Origin of the sequence: Paraburkholderia sp., assembly GCF_049581445.1 — a bacterium.
Lineage (GTDB): Bacteria > Pseudomonadota > Gammaproteobacteria > Burkholderiales > Burkholderiaceae > Paraburkholderia.
Window position 1 is genome coordinate 21952 of record NZ_JBAURZ010000040.1, and the last position, 14493, is coordinate 36444.

General features: G+C 62.1%; 10 protein-coding genes and 1 pseudogene. 6 read left to right on the plus strand and 5 right to left on the minus strand.

All coding sequences use genetic code 11. From position 1 onward, the window contains the following. Window positions 1–12 precede the first annotated feature (12 nt). Complete coding sequence (locus WCA85_RS02555) at window positions 13–3042, plus strand: FAD-binding and (Fe-S)-binding domain-containing protein (protein WP_424061570.1); 3030 nt, start codon at window positions 13–15, stop codon at window positions 3040–3042. Between the two features lie 46 nt (window positions 3043–3088). Here the strand turns inward: WCA85_RS02555 and WCA85_RS02560 are convergent, their stop codons facing one another. After that, window positions 3089–4033 (minus strand): helix-turn-helix domain-containing protein, encoded by a 945-nt coding sequence (locus tag WCA85_RS02560; protein ID WP_424061571.1) that lies wholly within the window; start codon window positions 4031–4033, stop codon window positions 3089–3091. 140 nt (window positions 4034–4173) lie between these two features. On the opposite strand from WCA85_RS02560, the gene WCA85_RS02565 reads away from it, so the two are divergent. The 3 genes from WCA85_RS02565 (at window position 4174) to WCA85_RS02575 (ending at window position 8155) form a co-directional block, all read left to right on the plus strand. Then, window positions 4174–5073, plus strand: a complete 900-nt coding sequence (locus tag WCA85_RS02565; protein ID WP_424061573.1) for a DMT family transporter — start codon at window positions 4174–4176, stop codon at window positions 5071–5073. Between the two features lie 430 nt (window positions 5074–5503). After that, complete coding sequence (locus WCA85_RS02570; RefSeq protein WP_424061651.1) at window positions 5504–7684, plus strand: hypothetical protein; 2181 nt, start codon at window positions 5504–5506, stop codon at window positions 7682–7684. Window positions 7685–7897: 213 nt separating this feature from the next. Further along, window positions 7898–8155, plus strand: a complete 258-nt coding sequence (locus WCA85_RS02575) for a hypothetical protein (RefSeq protein ID WP_424061574.1) — start codon at window positions 7898–7900, stop codon at window positions 8153–8155. Window positions 8156–8312: 157 nt separating this feature from the next. On the opposite strand, the gene WCA85_RS02580 is transcribed toward WCA85_RS02575, so the two are convergent. The 4 genes from WCA85_RS02580 to WCA85_RS02595 form a co-directional block, all read right to left on the minus strand. Beyond that, the gene (locus WCA85_RS02580) at window positions 8313–9536 is read right to left on the minus strand and encodes a winged helix-turn-helix domain-containing protein (protein WP_424061575.1); all 1224 of its coding nucleotides are present in this window, start codon (window positions 9534–9536) and stop codon (window positions 8313–8315) included. A gap of 33 nt (window positions 9537–9569) precedes the next feature. Beyond that, complete coding sequence (locus WCA85_RS02585) at window positions 9570–11297, minus strand: FAD-dependent oxidoreductase (protein ID WP_424061576.1); 1728 nt, start codon at window positions 11295–11297, stop codon at window positions 9570–9572. 50 nt (window positions 11298–11347) lie between these two features. Beyond that, on the minus strand, window positions 11348–12334 hold the full coding sequence (locus WCA85_RS02590; RefSeq protein WP_424061578.1) for a DedA family protein/thiosulfate sulfurtransferase GlpE: 987 nt from the start codon (window positions 12332–12334) through the stop codon (window positions 11348–11350). A gap of 245 nt (window positions 12335–12579) precedes the next feature. Continuing rightward, a complete protein-coding gene (locus WCA85_RS02595) occupies window positions 12580–12831 on the minus strand; it encodes a hypothetical protein (protein ID WP_424061579.1) in 252 nt (83 codons plus the stop codon). Window positions 12832–13315: 484 nt separating this feature from the next. On the opposite strand from WCA85_RS02595, the pseudogene WCA85_RS02600 reads away from it, so the two are divergent. Beyond that, window positions 13316–13507, plus strand: a pseudogene (locus tag WCA85_RS02600) (Ada metal-binding domain-containing protein); the annotation flags it as partial. A 255-nt stretch (window positions 13508–13762) separates the two neighbouring features. Then, window positions 13763–14287: a methylated-DNA--[protein]-cysteine S-methyltransferase gene (locus WCA85_RS02605; RefSeq protein ID WP_424061652.1), complete on the plus strand. Its 525-nt coding sequence runs from the start codon at window positions 13763–13765 to the stop codon at window positions 14285–14287. Window positions 14288–14493: the final 206 nt, after the last annotated feature.

Below are 14493 nucleotides of genomic sequence, written 5' to 3' on the forward strand. Positions count from 1 at the left end.
CGGGTCGACGCTATGACGAATGCCGCTTCCCCCTTGCTCGTCAAACCGATTCATCTGGTGCCGTCCACCGCGCGCCTGATGACGCCGCTTGCCAACCGGTTGCGCGAGGCTATTCGCGGTGATGTGCTGTTTGATGCGGCAAGCCGCGGCCGCTATTCAACGGACGCGTCGATCTACCAGATCACGCCGATCGGCGTCGTGGTGCCGCGCGATCAGGATGACTTGCGCATCGCGCTCGAAGTGGCGCGTAGCGAGAAGGTCCCGCTGCTAGCACGCGGCGCTGGCACGAGCCAGTGCGGGCAAACGGTGGGCGAGGCGCTGGTGGTCGATACCAGCAAGTGGTTGAACAATATCGTCGCCTTCGATGTCGACGCGCGCACCGTGACGGTCGAACCGGGCGTCGTGCTCGATCATCTGAATGCGTGGTTAAAGCCACACGGCTTGTGGTTTCCGGTTGATGTATCGACGGCGGCGCAATGCACGATTGGCGGCATGGCGGGCAATAATTCATGCGGCTCGCGCTCGATCGAATACGGCAACATGGTGCACAACGTCGCTGCCATCGACGCCATCCTCGCCGATGGCAGCGAGGCGCGTTTTGCATCACTGCGCGAGCCGTTGCAAGGCGAGCGTTTGCAGGCGATCGTCGAGGGCGTGAAGCGCATCGCACTGCGTGAGCGTGATGAGATCGTGGCGCGCGTGCCCAAGGTGTTGCGGCGAGTCGCCGGCTACAACATCGACGTGTTCGATTGCCAGAATCCGCGTGCTTATACCGATGACGGCGTCGCTAATCTCGCGCATCTGCTGGTGGGTTCGGAAGGCACGCTGGCATTCAGCCGGCATTTGACGTTGAAGCTCGCGCCTTTGCCTGCGCATAAGGCGCTGGGTGTGGTCAATTTCCCGACGTTCTGGCAGGCAATGGACCTGACCCAGCACATCGTCAAGCTCAAACCAGTGGCGGTCGAACTGGTGGACCGCACGATGATCGATCTGGCCATCAGCAATCCGGCGTTTCGTCCGGTCATAGAGAAGGCGCTGGTGGGCCGTCCCGAGGCGATCCTGCTGGTGGAGTTCGCAGGCGAAAGCCGCGACGCACAACTGGCTGGAGTAAAGCAGTTGACCGAACTGATGGCCGATCTGGGACTGCCCGACTCGGTTGTGCCGATGCCCGATGCGAATGAGCAGAAGGCTTTGTGGGAAGTCCGCAAGGCAGGGCTGAACATCATGATGAGCATGAAGGGCGACGGCAAGCCCGTGTCCTTCATCGAAGACTGCGCGGTGCCGCTCGAACACCTGGCTGAGTACACCAGCAAGCTCACCGAGGTGTTCCATCGTCACCACACCGAAGGCACCTGGTATGCGCACGCGAGCGTCGGCACGCTGCATGTGCGACCGATCCTCGATATGCGGCGCGACGGCGCGCTCAAGATGCGCGCGATCGCCGAGGAAGCGGCGGCTCTGGTTCAGGAATACAAGGGCGCGTACTCGGGTGAACATGGCGATGGTCTGTGTCGTGGCGAGTGGGTGGCGTGGCAGTACGGCCCGCGCATCAACCAGGCATTCAGCGAGATCAAGGCGCTCTTCGATCCGGAGAATCGCTTCAATCCGGACAAGATCGTGCGTCCGCCGAAGATGGATGACGCAAGCAATTTTCGCTTTGCACCGGGCTACAAGGCACGCGCACTCGCGACAGCGCTCGACTGGTCCGCATGGAATGTGGAGCGCGATCCGCTCACGGGCCGCGAGACGTTGCCAGGCACGGGCGACGATCTCACTGGCGGCCTCGCGAAAGCGGTAGAGATGTGCAACAACAATGGCCACTGCCGCAAGTTTGATGCAGGCACGATGTGTCCAAGTTATCGTGTGACCAAGGACGAACAACACGTCACGCGTGGACGCGCCAATACCTTGCGACTGGCTATCTCGGGCCAACTCGGAGAGGAAGGGCTCGCCAGCGACGACGTCAAGGAAACGCTTGACCTGTGCGTTTCGTGCAAGGGCTGCAAGCGCGATTGTCCGACCGGCGTCGATATGGCGAAGTTCAAGATCGAGGCGCGCGCAGCGCGCGCCAAACGACACGGCATCCGCATGCGCGACAAACTGGTGGCCTTCATGCCACGCTATGCGCCGTTCGCGGGCAAGATTCCGGCGGTGATGGCGCTTGCCGATAGCGTGCCGTTGCTGTCCACATGGTTTAAGCGTGCGGTGGGTTTCGCGCCGCAGCGGTCGCTTCCGCGTTTTCGCACACCGTTTTTGTCTGGTGCATCGGGGACGGTGACGCCGCGCGCCGCAGCGGACGGAACCGTCAAGGAAGTGCTGCTGTTCGTTGATACGTTCAACAACAACATGGAGCCGGAGAACGCGCGCGCCGCACAGCAGGTGCTCGAAGCCGCCGGTTATACCGTGCATTTCAACACGCGCGCGGGCGAGCGGCCGGTGTGCTGCGGCCGTACTTTCCTTGCGGCGGGTCTGGTCGATCAGGCGAAGGAAGAAGCACGGCGCATGCTGGACACGTTCCGGCCATTCGTCGAGCGCGGTGTGCCGATTGTGGGGCTTGAACCGTCATGTCTTCTCTCGTTGCGGGACGAGTTCCTGCACTACGGTTTCGGTGATGAAGCACAGCAACTGGCGAAATCCGCGTTCCTGTTCGAAGAATTTCTGGTGCGTGAACAGAAGGCGAATCGTCTGACGCTCGAACTCAAACCGTTGCCTGCGCAAAAAGCGCTGGTGCACGGACACTGTCATCAGAAGGCGTTCGACGCATTCACGCCGGTGCAAACCGTGCTGAAGTGGATTCCGCAACTTGAGGTCTCGACTGTCGAATCTTCGTGTTGTGGAATGGCGGGCAGCTTTGGCTACGAGGCCGAACACTATGCGACGTCACAGGCGATGGCGGAGTTGTCGCTGTTGCCTGCGGTGCGCAAGCTGGATAGCAACACAGTGATGGTGGCCGACGGCACGAGTTGCCGGCATCAGATTCACGATGGCGCCGGGGTTGACGCCGTTCACGTGGCGCGTGTGCTGGCCTTAGCGTTGAAATAGTCTTGCCCAGGCACTGAAGGGGGTGCCGAACGCTGCGTAGTGGCGTCTAGGCCACCTTCACCGCTTGCCGGTACATGACCGGTGCCACGCCGAGCACCTCGCGAAACCGATGACTAAAGTGGCTGGCGTTGGCGTAACCGCACTGAGCCGCCACCTGCGTGAGCGGCAGCGCTGTGGTGCGCAACAGCAGCCGAGCCCGTTCGATGCGCTGCTGGGCGATCCACGCGTGCGGTGGCAGGCCGAACGAAGTGCGGAACATGCGTGCCAGGTGGAATTCGGACAGGCACGCGACATCAGCGAGAACGCCTAGCGTCAGCGAATCGGTTAAGTGAGCGTCGATGTAGTCACGCAGGCGACGGCGCGTGGCCACTGATAATCCACCTTTGAGCCCGTTTCCCGCCCGGCTCACGCCTTGCGATTGCAGCAGCAGACTCAATACCTCGTGCGCGGTTTCGTTGGTGCGCAGCAGGCCATCCGGGTCGTCCCAGCTTTCATCCGTGAGCGATTGGCACAGGCTCGCCATGCGGGCGTCTTCGAAGTAGGTGCGATCCGCCAGCGTGATCTCACGCGGCTCACGGTCCAACTCCCGGACGGCGCGCTGCGTGAAGTGGTCAGGCAAGAAATACAGGTGCATGAAATGCATCTGGCCGCGCACCCACCAGCGCGATTCGTGATCACCTGGCAGCGCGCAAAGCCGCGTTGGTGCGCCATACCGGCCGGGCAATTTCTGACGCTCGGTCCGATAGCCGCCATCCAGGTAGCACGACAGCGTGTGATGGCCGGGCTGTTCGTAGACGGTTTCCGCTTCCTTCGTCTCGCGGGTCCATTCCGCCACGGCAAGCTGGTCGCCAAGCCATGCGAAGCGTTCCAGCTTCGCATTGGCGTCGCGCAGCGTGTGACACACCGAGTGCAGGCCAAATGGCGTCTCGGCAGGGTCGGTCACGGCGGCGGGCAGACTGGAGTTCACGGCTTGCGGAAGTGAAAGGTTCATTAGTCGACAGTATAGAGCGGGCGCCACCTGGCTCGCTTGGCGGCGCTGAAAAGTGCGCAATCCTGGACAAGTGCGGCGGCCATCGCAGAGGCACAGTGAGGTCGTGGAATGTTCCGACTCTCACTTTGGCTCGCTCTGTCATGAATCTGTTTCTCTATGCCATCACCGTCCTGATCTGGGGCACCACCTGGATCGCTATCAAATGGCAGCTCGGTGTGGTGCCGCCGCCCGTATCAATTGCCTGGCGCTTTGGCCTCGCCGCGCTGCTGCTGTTCGCGTTGCTGCGCCTGATGCGACGCCCGATCTGGCCGCCGCGCGCTGCCTGGCGCTTTCTGTTCGCGCAGGGGCTGGCGCTGTTCTGCCTGAATTTTCTGTGCTTCTACTACGCCGAACAGGTCGTACCGAGTGGTTTGGTGGCCGTGGTGTTTTCGATTGCGCCGCTGATGAACTCCATCAACGGCCGGCTGTTCATGGGCCGTCCGTTGCAGCCGTCGGTGATCGCCGGGGCGCTGCTTGGCCTCGTCGGCATCGTGTGCCTGTTCGTCCAGCAAATGGCGGGGCATCTCAGCGATCCGGCGGAGTTGCTGGGTCTGGCGGTCGCGTTCCTCGGAACCTTGTGCTTCTCCACGGGCAATCTGTTGTCGAGCCGGATGCAATCGATGGGGTTGCATCCGCTCGTCACGAATAGCTGGGCGATGCTGATCGGCGCGACCATTCTGATGGTGGGGAGTGCGCTGGCGGGCTACTCGTTCGCCGTCGAACCGGACATCCGTTATCTCGGCGCGCTTGGTTATCTGGCCGTCTTCGGCTCGGTGATCGGCTTCACCGCGTATCTAATGCTGGTGGGGCGCATCGGGCCGGAACGGGCTGCATATTGCACCGTGCTGTTTCCGATAGTCGCGCTGGCGGCGTCGACGGTTTTCGAAGGCTATCGATGGTCGGCGTTGGCTGTGGTCGGCCTCGTGCTAGTGGTGGCCGGCAACCTGGTCGCGTTCGATCTGACGCGGCGCATTTTCGTGCGGCGCGTGCGGACTTCTTGATACGCATGGCACGTATTTGGACTTGACGCTGGGCGCAAGGGTGAAGCGTAGCGCCGTTGCTGCCCGCACCACTCAGCGTGGAAGGTGAGAAGGTTCGGGAGCGCAGTGAACGAAGATTCGCGGCTTGCAGGCCAAAAGGTGAGCGTTTTCGGGAGCGACCCAGCTGATCTTTGCGCGCTTGCAATCTCGCCTGTCCCAGGACGCCTAACCACCGCTCGTCTCTCGGGAGGCGAGGCCGAGAAATTAATGCGCTTTGGGTTATTGGTTCTTTTTGCGCGATTTTTTATCGATTAATTTCGTTCGGAACCATGCGAGGATAAAAACGCCATACGTCGCCATGTTTGCGTGACGCGTGGCGTTCGCATGAGGGGCGTGACGGTGACAGCGTGTGAAGGCTGACGCGCACCCTCGCAAGGAGCCGATCGTGAAACTGTTGTCCCGCTTTGGCGCAGCCTTGCTGATTGTGCCGATCGTCTGGCCCTGTGCGGTGTTTGCACAGTCGCAATTGAATTACACCACGTCGTGGATTGGCAACACGTTCGGATTCGGCAACGGCACGTGGGTGCAACAGGACATCCAGTCCATTAGCGTCGCACCCAACGGCACGGTGTATACGAATTCGCCGTGGGACGAGAGCGGTAGCGAAATCGCGGCCTATCAAAACGGCAACAAGCTCGCGGTGGCGGGAAACACGCACGGATGGGGCGCGGCCGGTGGCGACGCAGTCGCCGTGAACGGCACGTATCTATACGCGGCGATGTCGATCGGCAATGAGAGCAATGCGCTGGTCGGTGCGGATTACCCGCCTGCCAATCAGACATGGTTCGGCATCACACGACGATTGCTGTCCAACATCGCAACCGGCGCGCCGTTCGCCTACGGCATCGGCAATAGCGCCAACATTACGAAGGACAGTTTCCTGCGTGTCGAGGATGTGACGACAGGCGTGGATGCGGGCATCCGCGGACTCGCCGCGACTGACACTGAGGTCTTTGTCGCCGATACCCACGGCAACCGCATCGTCGTACTCGATGCACAAACCATGCGGCAGACCCGCTCGTGGAGCGTGACGTCGCCGGGGCGCATCGTGATTGATACGGACGGCACGCTATGGGTGATCTGCGGTGTGGGCTCGGCGACTGGCATGAGCGTCGCACATTATTCCGAGGACGGCGCGTTACTCCCGGGAACACTTCCGTTACCCGCAGGCACCGTTCCCACGGCGCTCGCCATTGCGCCCTCCGGCCAGCTTCTCGTGGCCGATAACGGCCCTTCGCAGCAGATCCTGGTCTTCATTAAAAGCGCCTCTGGCGTGACGCAACTCGCAACTGCACTCGGCACGCGCGAGGGCATCTTCCACACGGTCAGCGGTGCGCCTGGCGACTGGCGTTTCAACGGCATCACCGGCCTCGGCTTCGATCAGAATGGCAACCTCGTTGTGTCGCAGAACGGCGAGGGGCCGCGTCCGTTGGGCTCCGCGTCGGTCGGCGAAGGGGCAGTGCTCGAAAGCTACGGATTCAGCTCGCAAGAACTCAACTGGCGGCTCTACGGGCTCACGTTCGTGGATAGCGGTGCATTCGATCCGGCGTCGCCCAATAACGTGTATAGCGGCTCGAAGCGCTTCGCGCTCAACTACACCCAGCCCGCCGGACACGAATGGTCGTATGCGGCGTTCACACTCGACCGCTTTGCCTATCCGGACGATCCATCGTTTCATCTGACGCGCGGTGTGCGTGGCGAGCCGATGATGCGGCGTATCAACGGCAATCTGTTCCTGTATGCACTCGATCCGTACGCTCACTACCTGAGCGTGTACCGCTTCGACGCGGCGCATGGCGATATTGCGATTCCGTCGGGCTTGCTGGCGCAAAATCCCATCCCCGGTGACTGGCCGGTCGGGCAGCCCTCTTACGGCGAGTGGATGTGGCGCGACAGCAATGGCGACGGCGTGGTCGATGCGAACGAGATCACCAGCAACCCGTCCACCGGCAGCACGGTGGGTGACGGCTTCTGGTGGGTCGATACGCCTGGCAATGTGTGGCTTGCGACACCCACGAGCGGCATTCGGGAGATGCCACTGGTAAGTCTGGATTCGTTTGGCAATCCGATCTATCAATACGCAAACGCAAAAATGTTTCCGATGCCGGCGCCGTTCACGCGGCTCGGTCGCATCGTGTATGACGCGGCAAGCGACACCATGTACATCACCGGATTCACGAGCGCAATTCCGTGGAACGCGACGCTCTGGAAGGCGGCCGGTCCGGTCCTGGCCCGCTACGACAACTGGAGCAGCGCCAATCCCAAGCTGCAATATACGATCGCGCTGCCGTGGAATACGGCGAGCGATCCTCAGGTGACGACGGTGGGTCTCGCCGTGGCGGGCAACTACATTTTCGTGGCCGAGTTGTACACGCAAAAGATCGATGTCTACGACGTTCGCAACGGTCAGATGGTTGGTTATATGACGCCAGGTGCTAGCGTAGGCAGCACGAGCGGATGGGTGGACATATATCTCGGCATTAGCGCCGTGGAGCGAGCCAACGGCGAATATGTGGTGCTGGTGGAGGACGATGCGCGCGCCAAGATCTTGATGTACCGGTGGACGCCTTAGCCGCGGCGCAGGGCAATTCGCGACGCGAAGGACGGTGAGGCCTCCGCCGTTTGACGCGAGCGGTGGCAAGCTGTGCGGGGATGTCGACCTGTGGCGAATGGACGAATGGACGAATAGACGACCGATCGCGATCGGTATATAACAACGTCAGGTATTCGTTCACCTCAGCGCTAGCCTCAGTCGCTGCAGCCACCACAGGAGAGATCGTCCATCATGACGCGTGATGTTTCGCAAAAGCAGGAAGCGGGCGAACGGCCCGAGCTCGAACACCTCGACGCCGCCATCAACCACGTCGACGATCTGGTGAAGTCGGGCGGTATTGCATCGGGTGCGGCGAAAGGGCTCCTGTATAGCCTGATCGAGACGCTCGGCACGCTGGTCGGTGATCCGGATTTGCCGGAGCACGCCCGTTCCGGGTACGAAGGTTTGCTGGAAACGGCCCGTGAATTGCGGACCAGGCTCGACCATTAAAGCGCTGGGCTGGCCAAGGCGGCTGGCCCTTTTCTGCGCGGATCTCGTTACGCGCAGATGGCGGGTATTTGCGGCCACCTGGCTTTGCCCCTGCGCCCCTGCCGCACTGCACCCGCCGCGTGATGCACGCCTCATCCCCGCTGATTCGTAGGGAGATTCACGCTTCCACACCTTCTTGCGCCGCTAGCGCGTCAATCAACTCCGGTGGTCCCGACGTGATCTGCCATTGCGGCGTGCCATGCCAGTCCGCGCAGCGCTGAAACGCACGGCGCAGGTCGGTGGCGAGACGCGCACTGACGCGCACACCAGGCTCCAGATGAACTGCTTTCAGCTCAAAGATGCCGCTCGCCCGGTGCGCCTTCGCATCAGCACGGCCGATCAGTTTCCCACGGTTCAGGATGGGCAGAACGAAATAGCCGTACTTGCGTTTAGCCGCGGGCGTATAGCACTCGATCACATAGTCGAAGTCGAACAGTGCGGCCGCACGCTTGCGATCCCACACGACTGGATCGAACGGCGAGAGTAAGGTCGTCACTGTGGAGGCGAGCTTGCCGCTGACAGCGTCGTCGATCAGCGGAGCGAGTTCGCGATGCACGAATGTGTCCTGTTTCCAGCCGTCCACTTTCACCTGGATCAGTTCGCCCGCCTCTGCAAGCGCATGTAGTTCGGCCACATACGGTCGGCGGGGCAGCCGGTAGTAATCGGCCACCCAATCCGCGCGTGCTACGCCTAGCGCGAGGCACGTGCGCCGCAGCAGTTCCTGCGCGACCGCTTGCGCCGGTTGAAGATCGCGCGCGTCGTTCCAGCCAGGCAGCACCCGTTCGCTCACATCGTAGACACGATGAAAATTGCGCCGCTCCGCCACCATCAATTGACCGATTGCGAACAACACCTCGAGGTGACGCTTCTCCGGTTTCCAGTCCCACCAGCCATTGCTCTTGCCGGCCTCGCGAGCAAAATCCGCCGAGCGAACCGGCCCGTTCGCGCGTACATGTTCGAGCAGGCTGTCGATCTCCGTGCGGTATTTCTCATGCCATTCCGCCGCGTATTTCCCGCCCATTCCGCTCGGGTCGAGCATGCGATGGCGCAGCAGCCCGTAATCCTCGATCGGCAAGAAACACGCTTCGTGGGACCAGTATTCGAATAGCGCGCCGTCCGCCAGAAGCTCGTCGAGCCACTGCGGCGCATACGGCCCGAGGCGGCTGAAGAGGACGAGATAGGGGCTGCGCGCGACGACGTGAATCGTGTCGATCTGCAATTGCGCCATGCGGCGAATCGCGTCGAGCACATCGGCTTTGGTGGCCTTGCGGCGCGGCGGCAGCAACAAACCCTGCGCGGCCAGATGAAGGGTGCGCGCAGCGGATAGGGTAAGTGTCTTCACGCGGTCAATCGGTCGTTGGATGGGCCGACTAGTCTACGCCCCCAACGCCACAGCTTCTCCGGAACTCACCGCCAGCATTTGATGGATCTGCGCCACGACCGCCGCTCCTTCACCGACAGCAGCTGCTACGCGCTTGGTCGAACCGGCGCGCGCGTCGCCGATGGCGTACACGCCTTCAACGCTGGTGCCGAGGTCGCAAGTGGAGTTCTGGCCCCTCTCGCCCGTCAGCACGAAGCCCTTCGGGTCAAGTTGTACGCCACAAGTCTGCAGCCATTCGGTGTTCGGATCGGCGCCGGTGAAGAGGAACAGATGCCGCGTGTCGAACCGCTCGGTGCCGTCGGGAAGCGGCTCCTTCAAGACGACCGAGGAGAGGCCGCGTTCGTCCGCCTCGAGCTTTCCGATCTCCGAGTGCGGATGGATGAACACATTGGGCAGCGTGCGGATACGGTCAATCAGATAGCGCGACATGGTTGCTTCAAAACCGCTTCGGCGAATCAGCACATGGACTTTGGCCGCGTGCGTAGCCAGATAGACGATGGCCTGGCCCGCCGAGTTGCCGCCGCCGACCAGTACGATCTGCTCGCGCTTGCAGAGCTTCGCTTCGACCGGTGAGGCCCAGTAATAGACCCCGCGTCCATCGAAGTGCTCAAGACCCTCAAGCGCCGGTCGCCGATAGACGGCACCGCTGGCTATCACGATGCTGCGCGCCTTCACGCTGCCACCGCATTTCAGTTCGAGCCGGTGCGGGGATTCTTCGCAATGCAGCGCTTTGACCTTGACCGGAATGGCGACGTGCGCGCCGAACTTCTGCGCCTGCACGAACGCGCGGCCCGCTAGCGCCTGGCCGCTGATGCCGGTTGGGAAGCCGAGATAGTTCTCGATGCGTGAACTCGCACCCGCCTGGCCGCCAGGCGCGCGGCTGTCGAGCACGATCACGGATAGCCCTTCCGAGGCCGCATACACGGCAGTGGCCAGCCCCGCCGGGCCGGCGCCGACTATCGCGACGTCGTAGATGTGTGACGCGTCGAGCTCCGGCAGCATGCCGAGGCAGGTCGCCAGTTCAGGATCGCTCGGATGACGTAGCACCGAACCGTCCGGACAGATCACGAGCGGCAGGTCTTCGGCTTGTGCACCGAACTGTTCGATCAGGCTCCGCGCTTCTTCATCGAGCTCATTGATCACCGTGTGCGGGTGGCCGTTGCGCGAGAGAAAACCTTGCAGCGAGACCAATCGCGAGTCGTAGCTCTTGCCTACCAGGATGGGGCCGCCCGCGCCCTTTTCGATCAGGGACACGCGCCGCAGGATCAGCGCACGCATGATGCGCTCGCCGAGTTCAGCCTCGGAGACGATCAGCGCGCGCACGCCTGCTGGCGGAATCAGCACCGCTTCAACCGGCTCCAGGGCTACGCCGCTTACGAGGCACACCCGGGACGACAACTGGCCCACTTCGGCAAGAAATTTTCTAACGCCCTGTTCCGAAACCACACGCTCGCGCCCGAGTCCGTCGCGCTGATAGATCCTGACGCGTCCGGCCAGCATCACGTACATACCGGGCCCGATCTCGCCGGTTTCAAACAGCAATTCACCCGGCTGAAAGTGCCGTACTTCGCCGAACTTGCGCAGGCGATCGACCTCCTCCCAGCTCAGATCCGGAAACATCTGATGCATTCGCGTGGCGAGCGAAGAAAAAGGCGCATCGGCAACAACGGGCGGCGCGGGCTGCACACATTGTTGCGATTCGGCTTCTTGAATCTCGATCATTAAACCGCTCCTTCTGTCGTTTGGTACAGCAGGCGAAGCGACCGGACCGGCTATACCGCCGGTGCGACACCCGCATGGACTTCAGGCGCCGGCTCCTCGTCAAGCGATTCGAGTTGCCGTCCCGAGTCACGCCAGGCGTCGAGGCCGCCGCGCAGCGGCAGCACGTCGCTAAAGCCGGCTTCGTTCAGTTGCTTGGCCATCCAGGCTGCCGAAATCTCGTTCGGACAGGAACAATAGATGACGAGCTTTTGATCGGGTGGGTACTTCGCGATGATTTCGTTGAGCTGGCGTTCATCGGCAAACAGGCTACCGGGAATCACGAACGGGTCGAGCATGCGCTTTTCGCGCGAACGGATGTCGAACAGAACCGGCGAACGTCCTGCCGCCATCAGCGCATCGAGTTCGTCCACATCCAGGCGCGCCGTGGCCAGTTTCTTGATGAGCTGGCGCCGGCGGATCCAGCGATAGACCGCGTAGAGCAGCAGCAGCGCAGCCAGCACCACCAGCACCATGCGCCCGAGCCGGCTGGCACTTGCCATCAGCATGTCGATCTGCGCCGCGAAGATGGCGCCGATGATCAGGCCCGTGCCGGACCAAAGCGCGGCCCCGATGCCGTCATAAGTGAGGAAAGTGCGATACGCGGTGCCCATGGCGCCCGCCATCGGGATGGACACGATCGCCAACCCCGGGACGAACTTGGCCACTGCGAGCACGCGTACGCCCCATCGTCCGAAGAAACGCTCGGTCTTCTTGACGCAAGTGTCACGCGACAGCGAGAGCTTGCACAACGTCTTGAGCGTATTGCCACCGTAGATGCGGCCGGCGAGATACCACACACTGTCGCCAATCAACGTGGCAAAGATCGCGAGGATCAGCACCGACGCCAGTTGCGTGCCGACCGTGGCGGGATGTGTGGCCGCCATCGCGCCGAACAGGACGAGCGCGGGCATCGCGGGCACGGGTAGGCCTAGCGACGCGGCTAATACATTGGCAAAGACGAGAGCAGGCCCGTACTGCTCCACGAGATCATGTAGCATCGGCTTACATCCACAGCCGTTTCCGGTGGGAAGCTAAGAAGTAACTTACCGATTATGGACGCATTTTTCAGACGTGCAAGCGTCTGGAAAGGCGGCGCGTGATTGAAGCGGGAGAAACCTTGCTGGGTCAGGCAACGCTGGAGAATGCGGCACGCTCGTTGCAACGCCGCCCGCCGGCGAAAAGATGTTGCAACATCAGCGGCGGCTGGTGTGCGGCATGCGCTTGCGCGCATGCCGCGGGGGACTCAGGTACGGTGATTGTGCTGTTCGCCCGGCAATTCGGCACCGTGCGCGCGAATGGCCGCAATCAGTTCCGCGGGCGTGATTTCATAACGCACTTCGCGATGGATGCCCGGCTTGCGCTCGTCGACTTCGACCAGAAGAATACCCTTGCCGTCTTCTGTCGATTCGAGGCGCAGCGAGCGAAGTTCGCGCGCCGTTGCGTCGTCGTATTCGGTGAGCAGGGCCATTGACCCGGAAGACCCGGTAGTGCGCATCGAAGTTGTCCTCGTTCCGTTGTTTGTCGAACCATTGTACGGGCGGTTGACGCGCTGTGTGTCGCGTCCCGTTGGTAGCGTGGAAACCCCACGTGCCGCTGACAGCCGCGCCACGCGGTCATATGCGCGGTGCAGCCCGATCATCCCAGTCAGTTTAACGCGACTCCCCGCGTGCACGAATGCATTTTTCATGCCCCGGTGCGGTGCAGTCGTTCGGCGCGTTTGTCATGCCCATGACGCGGAACCGGGTTAGGGCGCCGCAGCGCTGTAACTGTGCGGGGCGCTGCGATCTTGCACGCGGCTGGGGCGGCGTCTGTCGCGCAGTTGTCCCGTGGTAAACGGAGCGCCTCTCGCGTCCGTTGACCGGCTTCGTTCGACGTGCCTCATTGAATGTTTTCATCGTCGTCTTAGCCAATTTGCATCCTGTCACGCTTACGTCCGAATCTGGCCAGTTTCGCAGCGGCCAATGCGCTACATTGATGCCATGAATCTCGATCGTGAAACCTGCTATCAAGTGGTGCTCTCGCGGGACAGGCGCTTTGACGGCTGGTTCTTCGTTGCGGTCACGTCAACGGGTATTTATTGCCGACCGGTGTGTCCCGTGCGTACACCCAAGTTCGAAAATTGCCGGTTCTACGCCAACGCAGCGATGGCCGAGCACGCCGGATTCCGTCCGACCGCTCACCGCACTCGAGGAAACGCTCGCCTATCTGCGCGCGGTGGCCGGCTTCGACGAGTGGCAGACTCAATACATTGCGATGCGCGCACTCGGCTGGCCGAATGCGTTTCCCGTGGGGGATCCTCTGAGCGCGCCAGGCATTGGCAGCACGGCGTCAAGCATGCTCAAAGATATCGCGCCGCAATGGGCGCCGTGGCGTGCCTACGCCGCTCAACATCTCGCACTTGTCCGCGAAGAAAAGGCGAACGCAGCATGAAACACTATCTTTCGATTCCGAGCCCGCTTGGCGCGATCTTGCTGCGCGCCGAAGACGATGCGTTGACCGGCCTGTACTTTGATGGTCAAAAGTATTTTCCTGCGGGTGCTGCCGGTGCCGCGTCTGACAAGCCGCCGCGCGTGCTCGCGGAAACGGCGCAGCAGATCGCCGAATACTTCGCCGGCGAGCGGCAGCGCTTCACGGTCCGTCTACACATGATGGGTTCGCCGTTTCAGCAGCAAGTGTGGAATGCGCTGGTACAGATTCCGTTTGGCGAGATCGAGAGTTATGGACGGCTCGCGCAACGGCTCGGTCTGCCGCTTGGCACTGCGCGCGCCGTGGGTGCTGCGAACGGGCGCAACCCGGTGGCGATCATCGTGCCGTGTCACCGGGTGATCGGTAGCACAGGTCAACTGACGGGCTATGCGGGCGGCATCCATCGCAAGGCAGCGCTGCTGGCGCTCGAGCGACCCGCGCAGTCGTTGCCCCAACAACTGGAATTGCTCGACGCTGCGCAATAGCGGCTGCGCCAGCCTCTCTTGCGCGGCCACCAGTGGCCAAAAAAAGCCCGTCCGGAATGGGACGGGCCTTTAAAACGCCGTTTTTACTCGGGTCAGCCGGCCTCACACAAACCAGGCGCTGACGGAATCATCGTGAGGCTCCGCGCGTCCTTTGTCGAGGTGGGAGTAACGCCGATCCATCAGACCAAAGCAGCGTGACGGGGTAA